At 71.9% G+C, this 18,019-nt stretch carries 16 protein-coding genes; 11 read left to right on the top strand and 5 right to left on the bottom strand.

Annotation, left to right across the window (positions count from 1 at the left end; genetic code table 11):
• The first annotated feature begins 30 nt into the window (after positions 1 to 30).
• The 4 genes from ACP4J0_RS21335 to ACP4J0_RS21320 all read left to right on the top strand — a co-directional run bounded on the left by ACP4J0_RS21335 (position 31) and on the right by ACP4J0_RS21320 (position 1,605).
• The gene (locus ACP4J0_RS21335; RefSeq protein WP_426600252.1) at positions 31 to 645 is read left to right on the top strand and encodes a hypothetical protein; all 615 of its coding nucleotides are present in this window, start codon (positions 31 to 33) and stop codon (positions 643 to 645) included.
• A gap of 200 nt (positions 646 to 845) precedes the next feature.
• The gene (locus tag ACP4J0_RS21330; protein ID WP_426600251.1) at positions 846 to 1,031 is read left to right on the top strand and encodes a hypothetical protein; all 186 of its coding nucleotides are present in this window, start codon (positions 846 to 848) and stop codon (positions 1,029 to 1,031) included.
• Between the two features lie 104 nt (positions 1,032 to 1,135).
• Positions 1,136 to 1,483, top strand: a complete 348-nt coding sequence (locus tag ACP4J0_RS21325) for an ATP-binding protein (protein ID WP_426600313.1) — start codon at positions 1,136 to 1,138, stop codon at positions 1,481 to 1,483.
• Positions 1,408 to 1,605 (top strand): DUF6191 domain-containing protein, encoded by a 198-nt coding sequence (locus ACP4J0_RS21320; RefSeq protein WP_426600250.1) that lies wholly within the window; start codon positions 1,408 to 1,410, stop codon positions 1,603 to 1,605. The genes ACP4J0_RS21325 and ACP4J0_RS21320 overlap by 76 nt, the downstream gene beginning before the upstream one ends.
• Before the next feature lie 9 nt (positions 1,606 to 1,614).
• Here the strand turns inward: ACP4J0_RS21320 and ACP4J0_RS21315 are convergent, their stop codons facing one another.
• On the bottom strand, positions 1,615 to 2,784 hold the full coding sequence (locus tag ACP4J0_RS21315; protein ID WP_426600249.1) for a PQQ-dependent sugar dehydrogenase: 1,170 nt from the start codon (positions 2,782 to 2,784) through the stop codon (positions 1,615 to 1,617).
• A 94-nt stretch (positions 2,785 to 2,878) separates the two neighbouring features.
• Positions 2,879 to 3,877, bottom strand: a complete 999-nt coding sequence (locus ACP4J0_RS21310; protein ID WP_426600248.1) for an aldo/keto reductase — start codon at positions 3,875 to 3,877, stop codon at positions 2,879 to 2,881.
• Positions 3,878 to 3,953: 76 nt separating this feature from the next.
• Between ACP4J0_RS21310 and ACP4J0_RS21305 the strand changes: the two genes are divergently transcribed.
• The 6 genes from ACP4J0_RS21305 (at position 3,954) to serA (ending at position 14,078) form a co-directional block, all read left to right on the top strand.
• Entirely contained in the window at positions 3,954 to 4,895 is a 942-nt protein-coding gene (locus ACP4J0_RS21305) for a 2-hydroxyacid dehydrogenase (RefSeq protein WP_426600247.1), read from the top strand.
• 446 nt (positions 4,896 to 5,341) lie between these two features.
• Positions 5,342 to 8,473, top strand: coding sequence for a putative bifunctional diguanylate cyclase/phosphodiesterase (locus ACP4J0_RS21300; protein ID WP_426600246.1), 3,132 nt, complete (start codon positions 5,342 to 5,344; stop codon positions 8,471 to 8,473).
• A 241-nt stretch (positions 8,474 to 8,714) separates the two neighbouring features.
• Positions 8,715 to 10,559 carry an acetolactate synthase large subunit gene (locus tag ACP4J0_RS21295; RefSeq protein ID WP_426600245.1) on the top strand — a complete coding sequence of 615 codons (1,845 nt, stop codon included), beginning with the start codon at positions 8,715 to 8,717 and terminating at the stop codon, positions 10,557 to 10,559.
• Positions 10,560 to 10,580: 21 nt separating this feature from the next.
• Positions 10,581 to 11,105, top strand: coding sequence for an acetolactate synthase small subunit (gene ilvN / locus ACP4J0_RS21290; protein ID WP_189234138.1), 525 nt, complete (start codon positions 10,581 to 10,583; stop codon positions 11,103 to 11,105).
• Between the two features lie 117 nt (positions 11,106 to 11,222).
• Positions 11,223 to 12,221, top strand: a complete 999-nt coding sequence (ilvC, locus tag ACP4J0_RS21285; protein ID WP_073936415.1) for a ketol-acid reductoisomerase — start codon at positions 11,223 to 11,225, stop codon at positions 12,219 to 12,221.
• Between the two features lie 267 nt (positions 12,222 to 12,488).
• Positions 12,489 to 14,078 carry a phosphoglycerate dehydrogenase gene (gene serA / locus ACP4J0_RS21280; protein WP_426600244.1) on the top strand — a complete coding sequence of 530 codons (1,590 nt, stop codon included), beginning with the start codon at positions 12,489 to 12,491 and terminating at the stop codon, positions 14,076 to 14,078.
• A 59-nt stretch (positions 14,079 to 14,137) separates the two neighbouring features.
• Here serA and ACP4J0_RS21275 read toward each other — a convergent pair whose 3' ends face one another.
• Complete coding sequence (locus ACP4J0_RS21275) at positions 14,138 to 15,688, bottom strand: MFS transporter (RefSeq protein ID WP_426600243.1); 1,551 nt, start codon at positions 15,686 to 15,688, stop codon at positions 14,138 to 14,140.
• A gap of 83 nt (positions 15,689 to 15,771) precedes the next feature.
• Here ACP4J0_RS21275 and ACP4J0_RS21270 point away from each other — a divergent pair, with 83 nt between their 5' ends.
• A complete protein-coding gene (locus tag ACP4J0_RS21270) occupies positions 15,772 to 16,356 on the top strand; it encodes a TetR/AcrR family transcriptional regulator (protein ID WP_426600242.1) in 585 nt (194 codons plus the stop codon).
• Here ACP4J0_RS21270 and ACP4J0_RS21265 read toward each other — a convergent pair.
• Positions 16,343 to 17,023 carry an ATP-binding cassette domain-containing protein gene (locus tag ACP4J0_RS21265; protein WP_426600241.1) on the bottom strand — a complete coding sequence of 227 codons (681 nt, stop codon included), beginning with the start codon at positions 17,021 to 17,023 and terminating at the stop codon, positions 16,343 to 16,345. The genes ACP4J0_RS21270 and ACP4J0_RS21265 overlap by 14 nt on opposite strands.
• A complete protein-coding gene (locus tag ACP4J0_RS21260; protein ID WP_426600240.1) occupies positions 17,020 to 17,979 on the bottom strand; it encodes an ABC transporter ATP-binding protein in 960 nt (319 codons plus the stop codon). The genes ACP4J0_RS21265 and ACP4J0_RS21260 overlap by 4 nt, the downstream gene beginning before the upstream one ends.
• Between the last annotated feature and the right edge of the window lie 40 nt (positions 17,980 to 18,019).

The raw sequence follows: 18,019 nt of genomic DNA, 5'->3' as shown, positions 1-18,019 counted from the left end.
CTCTCAGACAGCGTCCGTACGGTGCGAGACATGGGAACGAAGACAGTGGACGAGACCGGCGTGAAGACCGACAAGGACAAGACGGGCGAGGCCACGGAGTCTCCTGAGAACACCGGGGCCGAAACCGTCGCGGCCGAGACCCCGGACGGCGCCGGCACCGCGGACCTCGACGACGTGGACCTCGACGACGCGGCCGGCGAAGACGCGGCCATCGACAAGGCCGGGACCGGCACTGCCGGGGACCAGGCCGCAACCGGCGTCGGCCAGGGCGCGGGTGCCGTCGTCTCCGCGGGGCTCGGCATCGTGTCCCTGACGGGGAGCTGGGTCGGCACCGTCGCCTCCGCGCGCGAGTCGGTCTTCGGACAACTCGAGACGACCGCGTCCTCGAACGTCCAGACCATGCTCGAGAAGGGCTACGGCGAGGCCTGGCAGGCCACCGCGCTCTGGGGCGGCGTCTTCGCGCTGGTCGCGCTGATCGTCGGCGTCGTGGTCCTGGTCCGGCCCGCGTTCGGCGTGCCCGGCAAGCCGCAGGCCGCGTGGATCAAGTCGGTCTCCTGGGCCGGTGTCGCGCTGGGCGTGATCGGCCTGATCCTGGCCGTGCTCAAGTACACCAACGTCATGCTGGACGTGCCGTCCGTGGGGTGACGCTTCCCCCGCCCCTGAGGGGTCTTGGGGCACCCGGCGTCCATCAGGCGCCGGCCCTGAGACCCCTCACGCACGTCTGAGGTCCCGCCCTCCGCCCGAAGACGCGGAACTCGCCCGATGTGGCGGACCCACCCGGGAGAAGACGGTCGAGGCACCGCAGCGAGCGAAGCGGATACCGACCTCTCACCGAGGGACGCACCATGTACGCGTACGAGCTCCAGCAAACCCGTGCCGCCGGACTGATCCGCCGCGCCGACCGGGCCAGGCTGGCCCGCGAGGCCGTCCGCGCCCGTCGCGCAGCCCGCCGGGAAACCCGCCGCGGTGCCGTCCCGGTGGAGAGTCATACGTCCCGGTTCCGCCGGCACCGGTTCGCCCGGGCCGCGTGAGCGCGGGGACCGGGGAGGGCTGCCGCACGGCCGCCCTCCCCGTCGCCGTCGGGCACGCCGCCCTCCTTCCGGAGACCGCTGCCCCGCTGTCGTACCCGCGTGCGATGCCCGGGCCCGTGGAGACCAGGTCCGTGAGCCCCGTGTTCGTCGGCCGCGCAGGTAGACCGGACACGTTGAAGGACGCCCTCGTGCGCGCCGACGCCGCCGAGCCGCAGGCACTGCTGCTCGGCGGCGCGGCGGGCGTCGGCAAGACCCGCCTCGTCGAGGAGTTCGCCACCGCCGCACACCGGCCCGGCGCCGTTCACGGCCGGACAACTCACGCCCGTTCCGCGGAATCAGGCTTACGCTGGACGGGACGCCGACCGACGGAGGCTTTGTGTTCAACACATTCGAGGAACTCTTCTCCCCGGGCCACAAGCACACCCACGACGAGCAGAACCGACTGGAACTGACCCGCGAGGACGTCGGCGACGGCGACCCGAGCCACGGCCCGATAGACCTCACCTCGGGCAAGGTCGTCGTCGTCCACCTGCCGCGCCCCAAGGAGGCGGAGACCCTCACAGAGGACGAGTGACGGCGGCTCCTACGTCACCTCCAGCTCCAGGATCCGGTCGTCGCCGTCCTTCGCGTCGCCCCGGCCGTCCGTGTTGCTGGTCACGAGCCACAGCTTGCCCTCGCCCGTCGGGGCCACCGTGCGCAGCCGGCCGTACTCGCCCTCCAGGAACGCCTGCGGGTCGGCCGCGGCCTCCGTGCCCTTCAGCGGGACACGCCACAGCCGCTCGCCGCGCAGGCCCGCCATCCACACCGAGCCCTCGGCGTGGGCGATGCCGCTGGGGGAGGCCTCGTCGGTGCTCCACTGCGCGAGCGGGTCGTGGAACTGCGACCCCTCGGAGTCGCCCTCCGCCTCCGGCCAGCCGTAGTTGTCGCCCGGCTTGATCGCGTTCAGCTCGTCCCAGGCCTTCTGCCCGAACTCCGCCGCGAACAGCCGCTGCTTGTCGTCCCAGGCCAGCCCCTGCACGTTCCGGTGGCCGTACGAGTAGACGGTGGAGTCGGGGAAGGGGTTGCCGGGCGCCGGGTCGCCGTCCGGTGTCATCCGCAGGATCTTCCCGCCGAGGGACTCCTTGTCCTGGGACAGGCCCGTGTCACCGCTCTCGCCCGTGCCCGCGTACAGCATCCCGTCGGGTCCGAACGCGATCCGGCCGCCGTTGTGGACGACGCCCTTGGGGATGCCCCGGAAGACCGTGTCCGGCGCGCCCAGCTGCTCACCGGCCGGCTTCTTCTCGTCGTACCGCATGCGCACGATGCGGTTGTCCGACGCCGAGGTGAAGTAGGCGTAGACCATCCGGTCCGACGCGTAGTCGGGGGAGAGCGCGATGCCGAGGAGGCCGCCCTCGCCGGACGGCGCCACCCCGGGCACCTCGCCCAGCTCCGTCTTCTCGCCCGTCTCCTCGTCCACCCGGGTGACCGTCGCCTCGTCACGGGAGGAGACCAGCAGGTCACCGCCCGGCAACGGGGCCAGACCCCAGGGACTCGTCAGCCCCGTGGCGACCGTACGGACCACCTTCACGGAGCCCTTCGCGGGCGGCGTCTCCTCGGTGGCGGAACCCGAGGGCGACGACTGCGCCGCCGTACGGCTCGGGGCGGTGCTCCCGGCCGCGCCGGACGGTTCTCCGCCGCCGGAGGAGCAGCCGGCCGTCAGCAGCAGGGCGGTGGCGGCCAACACGGCCGACACGGCTCGACGTTGCACGATCATGGTCCCTTCGACGCGGCGGTTCTCCTTGTCATACACCGCACGCGCCCTCCAAGTTCCCGAACGCCGGATCCCGAACCCGGCAATCACGCGCGCGTCACTCCCACGACCCCTGCGCCGCCGGCAGCCCCCGCACCTCCGCCAGGTCCCGCTCGGTCAGCCGCAGCCGGGCCGCGCCCGCGTTCTCGGCCACCCAGCGTTCCCGCTTGCTGCCCGGCACCGGCACCACGTGCCGGCCCTGCGCGAGAACCCACGCCAGCGCCACCTGCGCCGGTGTGACCCCGTCCCCGTGCCGGGCCGCGATCCGGCGCAGACCGGCCACGATCGGCTGGTTGGCGGCCATCATCTCGGCGGTGAAGCGGGGGTGCCGGGCGCGCAGGTCCTCCGGCTCGAAGCCCTGCCCGGGCGTCAGCGTGCCGGTCAGGAAGCCGTTGCCGAGCGGCATCGCGGCGAGGAAACCGACACCGCGCGAGACGCACCACGGCAGCAGCGTCCGCAGCGCCTCCGGCGACCACACCGACAGCTCGGCCTGCACCGCGCTCACCGGGAAGACCTGCTGCACCCGCTCCAGCTGCCGGATCGTCGCGTCGTGCAGCCGCGCCCCCGGCCGCCGGGCCGACCGCGCACCGACCGCGCAGAGCCCGAGCGCCCGTACCTTCCCGGCCCGGACCAGCTCCGCCATCGCGCCCCAGGTCTCCTCGACGGGTATCTCCGGGTCGGCACGGTGCAGTTGGTAGAGGTCGATGACGTCCGTCTGCAGCCGGCGCAGCGAGGCGTCGCAGGCACGTCTCACATAGCCGGGGCGGCCGTTGGCCACGATGTGCTGATCGCCCACCAGCAGACCGACCTTGGTCGACACGAAGGCCTCGGACCGCCGCTCCCGCAACACCCGCCCCAGCAGCAGCTCGTTGGTGAACGGGCCGTACATGTCCGCCGTGTCCAGCAGGGAAGCACCCAGGTCGAGGGCCCGGTGCACCGCCCTGACCGACTCCTCGCCGCGCTGCCGCGACGCGCTGTACGCCCAGTTCATCGGCATGCACCCCAGTCCGACGGCCCCCACCGCGAGTGCCGTCGCGCCGATCGTCCTGCGCTCCACCTGGTCGTGACCCTCCCTCGTCAGGCCACCCAACCTAACCTCTGCCCTTCCGCGCTCCTGACGTAGCCTCCCGACCATGACTCCTGACGTGTGGCTGCCCATCCCGCCGGACGAGATCGAGGGCCTCCCCGAGGGCCCCGCCTACCGCTACTGGAACGGCGAGGAGTCGTTCCCCGCGGATCCGGCCGACTGCGCGTACTACGTCGTCCCCTACATGAAGCCCAGCGGGATCGGCGTACGCCCGCTGCCGCGGATGCGCTCCGTCCAGGTCGTCCAGACCCTCTCCGCCGGCATCGACCACGTGGAGCCCGGACTGAAGCACCTGCCCGCGGGCGTACGGCTGTGCAACGCGCGCGGCGTGCACGAGGCCAGCACCGCGGAACTCACCCTCGCCCTGATCCTGGCGTCGCTGCGCGGCATCCCCGACTTCGTCCGGGCCCAGGACCGGGGCGAGTGGCTCGGCGGGTTCCGGCCGGCGCTCGCCGACCGGAAGGTGCTCGTCGTCGGGTACGGCTCGATCGGCGCCGCGATCGAGGACCGGCTCGTGCCCTTCGAGGTCGCGCCGGTGGTGCGCGTCGCGCGCTCCGCCCGCACCACGGCGCGCGGCCCGGTGCACCCGCTCACCGCACTTCCCGCCCTGCTGCCGGATGCCGACGTCGTCGTCCTCTCCACACCGCTCACCGAAGCCACCCGTGGCATGGTCGACGCGGAGTTCCTGGCCCGGATGAAGGACGGCGCCCTGCTGGTCAACGTCGCGCGCGGCCCCGTCGTCGACACGAAGGCGTTGCTCGCCGAACTGGAGAGCGGGCGCCTCACCGCCGCCCTCGACGTGACCGACCCCGAGCCGCTGCCGCCGGGCCATCCCCTGTGGCAGGCTCCGGGCATACTCGTCAGCCCGCACGCAGGGGGGCCGACCTCCGCCTTCCCGCCCCGCGCCAAGCGGCTGCTGGTGGACCAGTTGAGCCGTTTCGTGAACCAGGAGCCGCTGCGCAACGTGATTTTGACGACGGGCGCGTAATCCGCTTCAGGTACCCTCCGCGACTCCCCGGATGCGCAGGGTACGCGCATATCCGCTGGTCGTCACGGAGCGTAGAGAACCTATGTCCCTGAGTGACGAGACTGGTGTATCGTCCGACAGGGGATGCGCCGCGCACCGTTCGGCGCCGGGGATGGACATCTCAGACTGTGAGGGGGGCGACGGGCGATGCACTGCCGATGGACGAACGACCCGACGCGGCGGAGCCGCCGCCGACGACCCTGGCGCACGACCACCACGAGCGCGACCACGATCACGACCGCGACTGCGACCACGGCCGTGCGCAGACGCGGTCAGCTCGGCAGCCCCGGCGACCACGACGGTCGGTACGGCCCTCACCGGCGTCGGCGGAGCGGGCGCGGGAGGCCGCCCCACCCGGTGCGGCGGGGCCCGGGGAACGCGGGAGCGGCGAGGACCGGGAGGCTCCGGTGAGTCCGCCACCCCCCGTGTCCACCCTGGACGGAGCGCTGCGGACGCAGTCCTCCCCCGGGTCGTCGCTGCCCCGGCCGTCGGCCGCCGTCGGCGGACCGAACCTCGTCCGCCAGCTCGTACTGGCCCTGGTCTGCGCGGGATATGCCGTCGGTTCCGCGTTCGGCTGGGGTTCGGAGCACGTCGCCAAGATCATGGGTGACTTCGGGCTGAGCGCCGCCGCGGCCACCGCCGCCGTCTCCTGCTTCCTCTACGCCCGCGGGCGCCACGTCCGTTTCCGTCCGGCTTGGCTGCTGTTCGCCCTCTCCTCGGCGATGGCGGCCCTGGGCAACCTGGTCTGGGGGTGGTACGAGGTCGTCCTGCGCCAGCCCGTGCCCACCCCCAGTTACGCGGACCTGTTCTTCCTGTGCTTCGCGCCGCCCGCCATCGTGGGGCTGCTGGTGCTGGCCAAACGGCCGGTGACGAAGGCCGGCTGGATCTGCCTGGGCCTCGACGCCTGGCTGATCGGCGGTTCGCTGCTGACTCTGGCGTGGAGCCTGGCGCTCGCCCAGGCGGCGAAGGCCGGCGGCGGGTCCAGCGTGGCGCACTCCGCGCTCTCGGTGGCGTACCCGCTGCTCGACATCGCACTGGTCAGCATGGTGCTCGCGCTGCACTTCAGGCGCTCGCCCGTCTGCAGGTCGGCCGTCAACACGGCGATCTGCGCGCTCGCCCTGACCGTGATGTGCGACGCCCTGTTCACCTCGCCGCTGCTGCACAACAATTACCGCTCCGGTCAACTGCTCGACGCGGGCTGGTTCGCGGGCTCGCTGCTGCTCGCGTACGCCCCCTGGGCGGCGTCCCGGCGCGGGCTGCCGATCGCCGAGGAGGGTTCCGACGGGCACCCGAGCGTGACGCGCGAGGACGTACCCGCACCACGCGGCACCGTCGGCCAGGAGACCTCCGTGTCCATGACCGGGCCCGTACCGGGACCCGGACCGGTGGGCGAGCGTGGCCGCTATCCGGCGGCCCGGCCCATCGCCGGGTCGCTGGCCGCGCTCACGCCGTACCTGGCCGCCGCGGTCTGCACCCTGGGCATCCTCTACAACGTCCTCAACGGCCGCAGCGTCGACCGTGTGGTGCTGCTGACCGGCGGCACCGTGGTGCTCGCGCTCGTCGTGCGCCAGGGCATCATGCTGCTCGACAACATCACCCTCACCCAGGAACTGGCCCAGAAGGAGAACCACTTCCGGTCCCTGGTGCAGGGGTCCAGCGACGTCATCATGATCGCCGCGCCCAACGGCATCCTCCGCTACGTCTCCCCGGCCGCCGCCGGGGTCTACGGAAGCCCCGCCGAGGAGCTCGTCGGCAGCGAGCTGGCCGGTCTCATCCACCCGGAGGACCTCGGCTGCGTGGTGCACGAGGTGCGCCGGTTCCTCGCCGCGAGCCCGGTCGAGGAACCCACCACGCGCATCGAGTGCCGTTTCCGCTCGGGGGGCGGCGGCTGGCTCAACGTCGAGTCCACCGTCAACCGCCACCACGGGGGCCTGATCTTCAACAGCCGGGACGTGACCGAGAGAGTGCGCCTCCAGGCGCAGCTCCAGCACAACGCCGAACACGACCCGCTGACCGACCTGCCCAACCGCGCCCTGTTCACCCGGCGCGTCCAGCAGGCCCTGTCCGGCCGCCGTGCCTCCGACCGCGGCGCCGCCCTGCGCGGCACGGCGGTGCTCTTCATCGACCTCGACGGCTTCAAGGCCGTCAACGACACCATCGGGCACCAGGCCGGCGACGAGCTGCTCGTGCAGGCAGCCCGCAGACTCCACGAGGCCGTACGCAAGGGGGACACCGCCTCCCGGCTGGGCGGCGACGAGTTCGCGGCCCTGATCGTCGGGGACGGAGCCCGGGACCGTGCCGCCCGCGAGAGGCACATCGTGGAACTGGCCGACCGGCTCCGGATGACCCTCTCGCAGCCCTACCTCATCGACGGCAACGACGTCCGGGTCAACGCCTCCATCGGGGTCGCCTTCGCCGAACCGGGCCTGGGCGCGGGCGAACTGCTGCGCAACGCCGACCTCGCCATGTACCGCGCCAAGGCGGCCGGCAAGGGGCGTGTCGAGCTGTACCGGCCACAGATGCAGCAGGACGTCGTACGCAAGGCCGAGCTGGCCACGCGCCTGCGCGCCGCGCTGCACGACGGCGAGTTCGCGCTGCTGCACCAGCCCGTGGTCTCCCTGACGGACGGCCGGATCACATCCGTCTGCGCCCAGGCGCGCTGGCGCTCGTCGCAGGGGGTGCTGTTCACCCCCACCGAGTTCCTGCGGGTGGCCGAGGGCGGCGACAAGACCGCCGAACTGGACCGCTGGGTGCTCGAGGAGGCCGTGGAGCAGGCCGCCGAACGCGCGGGCGCCGGGCTGCCGGTGGCCGTGGCCGTACGCATCGGAGCCCGCCGGCTGCTGGACCGGTCCATGCCGCTGGGTTCCGTGGAGGCCCTGCTGACCCGACACGGGCTTCCTCCTGGTTCCCTTGTGATCGAGCTGTCGGACATCGACCCACGGGTCGGACTGGACGAGCTGGACCGTCGGCTGAACGCCCTGCGGAGGGTGGGCGTCCGCATCGCCCTGGACGGCTTCGGGAGCGGTTACGCGGCGATCACCGCGCTGCGGCGACTCCCCGTGGACGTCATCAAGCTCGACCGCGGCCTGGTCGAGGGCGTGGTGGAGTCGGCGCGGCTGCACAAGATCACCAGTGGTCTGCTGCGCATCGCCACCGACCTCGGGCTGAAGTCCGTGGCCGACGGGGTGGACCTGCCCGAGCAGATCGTCGCCCTGCGCGCGATGGGCTGCACACACGGGCAGGGGATGGCGTTCTCCGGGCCGCTGGACGAGTACCGGCTGCGCAGAGTGCTCGGGACCGGCCACTACCCGGTGCCGCACGGACCCGCCGAACCGGCCTTCGCGGGCGGTGGCGCGGGAGTGTACGCGAAGGGTGTCGGCACGGGAGGCGGCGCAGGGGTCGGTACGGGCGTCGGCCCCGGCATCGGCAACGCCGCCGCCGGCCAGATCGTCGGCGGTGTCGCCCCCGGACTGCCCGCGGTCCTGGGTGGTGGCACGGCCCTCCGCTCACATGATGAGACTCCCGTCCCACCTACTTGACAGTGGGTGCGTGCCGGGGGGAGGGTCAGTGCCATGCGCACCCGAATTCTCGTACTTGGACAGCGCGTCGGCTGAGCTGGTGACGTCCGGACCGACCCGGACTCCCAGCGCCCCACACCCGACGCGCTCCCCTCGCTTGCCTATGGCACGAGGGGTTTTTTGTTGCACAGGCACCTGCCGAGCACCAGCCGCACGTCGTACAAACCTCGCATAAACCCTCAGCATCGAGAAGAGAATGCCGATGACCGAGCAGGCCACCGGGGCCCATCACCCGCAGCCCCGGCCCCGATCCGGAGGACAGTCCGCCCCCGAGCACGTCACGGGTGCGCAGTCCCTCATCCGCTCCCTCGAGGAGGTCGGAGTCGACACGGTATTCGGCATTCCCGGCGGCACCATCCTCCCGGCGTACGACCCGTTGATGGACTCCACCCGGGTGCGCCACGTCCTGGTCCGCCACGAGCAGGGCGCCGGCCACGCGGCCACCGGCTACGCGCAGGCCACCGGCAAGGTGGGCGTCTGCATGGCGACCTCGGGCCCCGGCGCCACCAACCTGGTCACCCCGATCGCCGACGCGCACATGGACTCCGTGCCGCTGGTCGCGATCACCGGCCAGGTCGTGTCCTCCGCGATCGGCACGGACGCCTTCCAGGAGGCGGACATCGTCGGCATCACCATGCCGGTCACCAAGCACAGCTTCCTGGTCACCAAGGCCGAGGACATCCCCCGGGTGATCGCGCAGGCGTTCCACATCGCCTCCACCGGCCGCCCCGGCCCGGTCCTGGTCGACATCCCCAAGGACATCCTCCAGAAGAAGACCACCTTCTCCTGGCCCCCGGTCATGGACCTGCCCGGCTACCGCCCGGTCACCAAGCCGCACGCCAAGCAGATCCGCGAGGCCGCCAAGCTGATCACCGCCGCCAAGCGGCCGGTGCTGTACGTCGGCGGCGGCGTCCTCAAGGCGCAGGCCACCGCCGAGCTGAAGGTCCTCGCCGAGCTCACCGGAGCGCCCGTCACCACCACCCTGATGGCGCTCGGCGCGTTCCCCGACAGCCACCCGCTGCACGTGGGGATGCCGGGCATGCACGGTTCGGTCAGCGCCGTCACCGCGCTGCAGAAGGCCGACCTGATCGTCGCCCTCGGAGCCCGCTTCGACGACCGTGTCACCGGCAAGCTGGACAGCTTCGCGCCGTACGCCAAGATCGTCCACGCCGACATCGACCCGGCCGAGATCGGCAAGAACCGCGCCGCCGACGTGCCGATCGTGGGCGACGCCCGCGAGGTCATCGCCGACCTCGTGCAGGCCGTCCAGAAGGAGCACAGCGAGGGCAGCACGGGCGACTACAGCGCCTGGTGGAAGGACCTCAGCCGCTGGCGCGACACCTACCCCCTCGGCTACGACCAGCCCGAGGACGGCTCGCTCTCCCCGCAGGCGGTCATCGAGCGCATCGGGCAGCTCGCGCCCGAGGGCACGGTCTTCGCGGCCGGCGTCGGCCAGCACCAGATGTGGGCCGCGCACTTCGTCCAGTACGAGCAGCCCGCCACCTGGCTGAACTCCGGCGGCGCCGGGACCATGGGCTACGCCGTCCCGGCCGCCATGGGCGCCAAGGCGGGCGTCCCCGACCGGACCGTCTGGGCGATCGACGGCGACGGCTGCTTCCAGATGACCAACCAGGAACTGACCACCTGCGCCCTGAACAACATCCCGATCAAGGTCGCCGTCATCAACAACGGCGCCCTCGGGATGGTCCGCCAGTGGCAGACCCTGTTCTACAACCAGCGGTACTCCAACACCGTGCTGCACTCCGGCCCCGACGACGTCAACCCGGGGGCCCGCGGCACCCGCGTCCCCGACTTCGTGAAGCTGTCGGAGGCCATGGGCTGCTACGCCATCCGCTGCGAGGACCCGGCCGACCTCGACAAGGTCATCGAGGAGGCCAACTCCATCAACGACCGCCCGGTCGTCGTGGACTTCATCGTCCACGAGGACGCGATGGTCTGGCCGATGGTCGCCGCCGGCACCTCCAACGACGAGATCATGGCCGCCCGGGACGTCCGCCCCGACTTCGGCGACAACGAAGACGACTGAGCGAGAGAGACCGAAGAGACCATGTCCAAGCACACGCTCTCCGTCCTGGTGGAGAACACCCCCGGCGTCCTGGCGCGGATCACCGCCCTCTTCTCCCGCCGCGGCTTCAACATCGACTCCCTCGCCGTCGGCGTCACCGAGCACCCCGACATCTCCCGCATCACCATCGTGGTGAGCGTCGAGGACTTCCCGCTGGAGCAGGTCACCAAGCAGCTCAACAAGCTGGTGAACGTGCTCAAGATCGTCGAGCTGGAGCCGACCCAGGCCGTCCAGCGCGAACTCGTCCTGGTGAAGGTGCGCTCCGACAACGAGACGCGTTCCCAGATCGTCGAGATCGTCCAGCTCTTCCGCGCCAAGACCGTCGACGTCTCCCCGGAGGCCGTGACCATCGAGGCCACCGGCAGCAGCGACAAGCTGTCCGCCATGCTCAAGATGCTGGAACCGTACGGCATCAAGGAACTCGTCCAGTCCGGCACGATCGCCATCGGCCGCGGCGCCCGTTCGATCACGGACCGCTCGCTGCGCGCACTCGACCGGTCCGCATAACGACGGAAACGGGCGGCCGGTGAGAATTCCTGCCGCCCGCATTCCGAGACCCCGAAACTTCCTTCCGCCCACCGGCATACGGTGGGACGCAACACCTGCACACAAGGAGAGAACCCAGTGGCCGAGCTGTTCTACGACGCCGACGCCGACCTGTCCATCATCCAGGGCCGCAAGGTCGCGGTCATCGGGTACGGCAGCCAGGGCCACGCCCACGCCCTGTCGCTGCGCGACTCCGGCGTCGACGTGCGCGTCGGTCTGCACGAGGGCTCCAAGTCCAAGGCCAAGGCCGAGGAGCAGGGCCTGCGCGTGGTGAGCCCGTCCGAGGCGGCCGCCGAGGCCGACGTCATCATGATCCTCGTCCCGGACCCGATCCAGGCCCAGGTCTACGAGGAGCACATCAAGGACAACCTGAAGGACGGCGACGCCCTGTTCTTCGGCCACGGCCTGAACATCCGCTACGGCTTCATCAAGCCCCCGGCCGGCGTGGACGTCTGCATGGTCGCCCCGAAGGGCCCGGGCCACCTGGTGCGCCGCCAGTACGAGGAGGGCCGCGGCGTTCCCTGCATCGCGGCCGTCGAGCAGGACGCCACGGGCAACGGCTTCGCGCTGGCCCTGTCGTACGCGAAGGGCATCGGCGGCACCCGCGCCGGCGTCATCAAGACGACCTTCACCGAGGAGACCGAGACCGACCTCTTCGGCGAGCAGGCCGTCCTCTGCGGTGGCACGGCCGCGCTGGTCAAGGCGGGCTTCGAGACCCTGACCGAGGCCGGCTACCAGCCGGAGATCGCCTACTTCGAGTGCCTCCACGAGCTAAAGCTGATCGTGGACCTCATGTACGAGGGCGGCCTGGAGAAGATGCGCTGGTCGATCTCCGAGACCGCCGAGTGGGGCGACTACGTCACCGGCCCGCGGATCATCACCGACGCCACCAAGGCCGAGATGAAGAAGGTCCTCGCCGAGATCCAGGACGGCACGTTCGCCAAGAACTGGATGGACGAGTACCACGGCGGTCTGAAGAAGTACAACGAGTACAAGCAGCAGGACTCCGAGCACCTCCTGGAGACCACCGGCAAGGAGCTGCGCAAGCTCATGAGCTGGGTCGACGAGGAGGCGTAAGCCCTCACGGCCGAGGGGGCCGGAGCACACCGCTCCGGCCCCCTCGGCGAACCCCGGGTAACGTCGTGGGGGCGGCGTTGTCCAACCCGTCCGGCCACGGACGGGTGATCCTTCCGCCAAGGCGCAGGACGACCTCCGCCACGCCACTAGACTGCTGACAACATACGCGTCAGGCCCACAGCGTCGTGCGTCTTCCACGCGGCCACCAACCCTCCACCGCATGCGGCCGTCGGGACGGCCGTCCGCATTGGACTTGTGAGGACTCACGTGAGCTCGAAACCCGTCGTACTCATCGCCGAAGAGCTGTCGCCCGCGACCGTGGACGCGCTCGGCCCCGACTTCGAGATCCGCCAGTGCAACGGCGCGGACCGGGCCGAGCTGCTCCCCGCCATCGCCGACGTGGACGCGATCCTGGTCCGCTCCGCGACCAAGGTCGACGCCGAGGCCATCGCCGCCGCGAAGAAGCTCAAGGTCGTCGCCCGCGCCGGGGTCGGCCTGGACAACGTGGACGTCGCCGCGTCCACCAAGGCCGGCGTGATGGTGGTCAACGCCCCGACCTCCAACATCGTGACCGCCGCCGAGCTCGCCTGCGGTCTGCTCGTCGCCACCGCCCGCAACATCCCGCAGGCCAACGCCGCGCTCAAGAACGGCGAGTGGAAGCGCAGCAAGTACACCGGTGTCGAGCTGGCCGAGAAGACCCTCGGCGTCGTGGGCCTGGGCCGCATCGGCGCCCTCGTCGCGCAGCGCATGTCGGCCTTCGGCATGAAGGTCGTCGCCTACGACCCCTACGTGCAGCCCGCGCGGGCCGCGCAGATGGGCGTCAAGGTGCTGTCGCTGGACGAACTGCTCGAGGTCTCCGACTTCATCACCGTCCACCTCCCCAAGACCCCCGAGACCCTCGGCCTGATCGGCGACGAGGCGCTGCGCAAGGTCAAGCCGAGCGTCCGCATCGTCAACGCCGCGCGCGGTGGCATCGTCGACGAGGAGGCGCTGTACTCGGCGCTCAAGGAGGGCCGCGTCGCCGGCGCCGGCCTGGACGTGTACGCCAAGGAGCCCTGCACCGACTCGCCGCTGTTCGAGTTCGACCAGGTCGTCTGCACCCCGCACCTCGGCGCCTCCACCGACGAGGCCCAGGAGAAGGCCGGCATCGCCGTCGCCAAGTCGGTCCGCCTCGCCCTCGCCGGCGAGCTGGTCCCCGACGCGGTGAACGTGCAGGGCGGTGTCATCGCCGAGGACGTCAAGCCGGGTCTGCCGCTCGCCGAGCGCCTCGGCCGCATCTTCACCGCGCTCGCCGGCGAGGTCGCCGTCCGCCTCGACGTCGAGGTCTACGGCGAGATCACCCAGCACGACGTGAAGGTGCTGGAGCTCTCCGCCCTCAAGGGCGTCTTCGAGGACGTCGTCGACGAGACCGTGTCGTACGTCAACGCCCCGCTGTTCGCCCAGGAGCGCGGCGTCGAGGTCCGGCTGACGACCAGCTCGGAGTCCCCGGAGCACCGCAACGTCGTCACCGTGCGCGGCACCCTCCAGGACGGCGAGGAGGTGTCGGTCTCCGGCACGCTGGCCGGCCCGAAGCACCTCCAGAAGCTCGTCGCCGTCGGCGAGTACGACGTGGACCTCGCCCTCGCCGACCACATGGTCGTCCTGCGCTACGAGGACCGTCCCGGCGTCGTCGGCACCGTCGGCCGCGTCATCGGCGAGGCCGGCATCAACATCGCCGGCATGCAGGTCGCCCGCGCGACGGTCGGCGGCGAGGCGCTGGCCGTGCTGACCGTCGACGACACGGTGCCTGCCGGAGTGCTCGCCGAGGTCTCGGCGGAGATCGGGGCGACGTCGGCCCGTTCGGTGAACCTGGTCTGAGCGACCGTCTCCGGGGGCTGCCGCCCCCGGAGACCCTTTCGCCCCGAACGGGCTCGTCCTCACACGCCGGACGGGCTGGGACGTCCAGCCCCCCGTCCGGCGTCCTGTGCGCACGTCTCCTCGCGCACCCGGACCTTCCGCAGCGTCACCGACGCCAGGACCGCCGCACCGGCGAGCACCACCGCGCCCGCGATCGCCGCCGCGTGCATCCCGTCGGTGAACGCCTCCCGTGCCGCGGTGGCCAGGGCGTCTCCCGCGCGCCCCGGCAACTGCCCGGCGACGGCCAGCGCGCCGCCCAGCGTCTCGTGTGCCGGCTCCGGAGCGGAGTCCGGCATCTCCTGCCGGTAGACCGCCGTACCGATGGAACCGAGCACCGCCATCCCCAGCGCCCCGCCGAACTCGGCGCCGGTCTCCATGAGGGAGGACGCGGAGCCCGCCCGCTCCACCGGAGCGGCGCTCAGCGCGAGGTCCATGATCTGGGACATCACCATGGTGACGCCCGAGGCGAGGACCCCGGCGGCCACCAGCCCCAGTGCCAGCGCGTCCGTGTCCACCAGCGTCAGCAGGGCGTAGCCGCAAGCGGCGAGGGCGAAGCCCGCCGACACCACGTGGGCGCGGTTGACGCCCTTCTGCACCAGGTGGGCCGCGAGCGGGGCCGCGAAGCCGATCGGCACCGAGGGCAGCAGCGCCCACAGGGCCGCCTCCAGCGCGCTCTTGCCCACGACCGACTGGATGTACTGCGAGGTGAAGAACGCCGAGCCCATCATCGCGAACATCGTGACCAGGTTGAGGACGACGGCCGGGGCGAAACCGCGCGCGCGGAAGAGGGCGGGGGAGACCATCGGCGAGGCGGTGGTCCGCTGCCGGTGCACGAACAGCGCCGCGAACAGCAGACCCACGGTCACCGCCATGACGTACCGGACGTTCCAGCCGTCGGCCGAGATCTCCTTGAGGCCGTAGACCACCGGGAGCACCGCGGCCATCGACAGCGGAATGCTCACCCAGTCGAAGCGTCCCGGCGCCGGGTCCTTCGACTCGGGCAGCAGGAGCGGCCCGAGGATCAGGAGCAGGGCCATCGCCGGCAGGTTCACCAGGAAGACCGAACCCCACCAGAAGAACTCCACCAGCATCCCGCTCAGCACCGAGCCGAGCGCCACGCCGGCCGTCATCACGGCGGACCAGATCGCGATGGCCCGCGCCCGCTGGGCGGGGTCGGTGAACAGGGAGCGGACCAGGGCCAGGGTCGAGGGCATCAGCGTCGCGCCGCCGATGCCGAGCAGCGCGCGGGCCGCGATGAGCGTCCCGGCGCTGTCCGCGTACGCCGCGGTCAGTGAGGCGGCGCCGAAGGCCGCGGCGCCGATCAGCAGCAGCCTGCGGCGGCCGATGCGGTCGCCGACCGACCCCATGGTGATCAGCAGGCCGGCCACGGCGAAGGCGTAGACGTCGAAGATCCACAGTTGCTGGGTGCCGCTCGGCGCGAGGTCGGCGTTGATCGCCGGGACGGCGAAGTACAGGACCGACACGTCCATGGAGACGAGCATCAGCGGAAGCATCAGCACGGCGAGCGCGGTCCATTCGCGGCGGCCGGCACGGGACGGGGTGGGTGTCATGCGAGCGACTATACGAACGTGTAAGACGTCTGTCTATGACGCTTGTATAGGACGTCCGTATGGACCGGGGATAGGGTGGGCGCATGGGACACCGTGAGGATCTGCTCGCCGGCGCCAAGCGCTGCCTGCTGGAGAAGGGGTTCGCGCGCACGACCGCGCGGGACATCGTCAAGGAGTCGGGGACCAACCTCGCGTCGATCGGCTACCACTACGGGTCCAAGGACGCGCTGCTCGTACAGGCCTACGTCGAGTTGGTGGAGGCGATGTCCGGCGCCTTCGAGGGCGGTGCCGAGGGCGATCTGCCCGGCGAACCCGGCTCGCTGGAGCGGTTCTCGGCGGTGTGCTCGAACATCATCGGCACCATGCGCGACCCGGGCTCGCTGTGGCGGCTCAGCATGGAGATCGTGTCCATGGGCGACCAGATGCCGGAGGTGCGGGATCACCTGGCACGGGCCCAGCGGGAGGGTGCGCGGGGCCTGGTCACGCTCTTCATGGGCGGGCGTGAGGAGGACGTACCGGAGGAGACCGTGGACACCCTCGGGAACTTCTACGTCACGCTGCTGATGGGACTCATGACGCAGTGGTCCTTCGCTCCCAAGGACGCCCCCGAGGCGGAGCAGCTCGCCGAGGGGCTGCGCCGGGTGGTCGAGGGCGTCACCCGGAGCTGATCCGCCCGTCCCGCATCTCGACCACCCGGTCCGCCACATGCCGTACGACGGCCCGGTCGTGGCAGATGAACAGGTAGCCGAGGCCCAGCTCGTCCTGGAGGTCGGCGAGCAGGTTCAGCACCCCGGCCCGTACCGAGGCGTCCAGGGCCGACACCGGCTCGTCGAGGACCAGCAGGCGGGGCTCGGAGGCGAGGGCGCGGGCGATGCCGACGCGCTGGCACTGGCCGCCGGAGAGCTCGTGCGGGCGCCGGTCGCCGTACGACGGGTCCAGGCCGACCCGGTCGAGCAGTCCGGCCACCCGGTCCGGGCCGTCGGCCGGGTTCCAGCGGCCCTGCACCTTCAGCGGCTCGGCCACCGCGTCGCGGATGCGGTGGCGGGGGCTGAGGGAGCCGTAGGGGTCCTGGAAGACGGGCTGCATGCGCGGGCGCAGCGGCCGCAGTTCCCGCTCGGACAGGCCCGTCAGCTCCCGCCCCTCGAAGCGGACCTCGCCGCCGTCCGGCCGGCGCAGCTGGAGCACCGCCAGGGCGGTGGAGGACTTGCCGCAGCCGGAGGGGCCGTTGAGGGCGAGGGTCTCACCGGCGTCCAGGGTGAAGGAGACGTGGTCCACGGCGGTCACCGGTCCGTAGCGGACGACCAGGTCGCGCACGTCCAGGAGAAGGTCGTTCACGCGAACTCCTTGAGGGGCTCGGGGATCTCGGCCGCGCGGTGGCAGGCGACCAGCCGGCCGTCCACCGTCTGGGGCACCGGTTCGGCCGTACGGCACTGCTCCACCGCCAGTGGGCAGCGCGGGGCGAAGGCGCAGCCGGGGCCGAGGGCGTCCGGGGCGGGCGGGGTGCCGGGGAGGGCCGGGAGGCGGCGGCGCCGGGGGCCGTCCTGCGGGAGCGACGCCAGCAGGCCCGCCGTGTACGGGGCACGCGGGCGGGACAGCACCCCTTCGGCCGGTCCGAGTTCGACCGCCCGCCCGGCGTACATCACCAGTACGCGGTCCGCGTGGCCGCGTACGACGTCCAGGTCGTGGGTGACCAGGACCAGTGCGGCGCCCACCGCCTCCCGCTGCTCGGCGAGCACGCGCAGCACCTGCTCGCGGCGCTCCTCGTCCAGCGCGGTGGTCGGTTCGTCGGCGACGACCACGTCCGGCTCGTTGACCGTCGCCATGGCGATCACCGCGCGCTGGCGCATGCCGCCCGAGTACTCGTGCGGGTAGGCGCGCGCCAGGCGGGAGGCATCGGGGATGCCGACCCGGTCGAGGGCCGCCACCGCCCGCGCCCGGGCCTCCTTGCGGGAGACGCGGCGCACCGACCGTACGGCGGCCGCAAGTTGGTCGCCCACCGGGTGGACGGGGGAGAGGGCGGACAGGGCGTCCTGGGGCACGAGGGCGATCCGGCGCCCGCGCTCGTCGGCGAGGTCGGCCGCTCCCCGCAACCGGACGCTGCCGCCGGTGGCCGCGCTCCGCGGCACCATGCCCAGCAGCGCGCGTGCGACGAGGGACTTGCCCGCCCCCGACTCCCCGACGACGCCCAGGACCTCACCCGGGTGCACGTCGAAGGACAGACCGCGCACGGCCTGTGCCGCGCCGAAGGAGATACGCAGGTCACGCACGGACAGCAGGGGCTCGGGTGACATCGGTGGCCTCCTTCCGGGGGGCGGGTGTGGCGTGCGGGGC

This window comes from Streptomyces sp. WG7, from assembly GCF_049975785.1.
In the GTDB taxonomy this organism is placed as follows: Bacteria; Actinomycetota; Actinomycetes; order Streptomycetales; family Streptomycetaceae; genus Streptomyces.
Note: the sequence above shows the minus strand (reverse complement) of the source record. Positions and strands in the feature narration are given on the sequence as shown.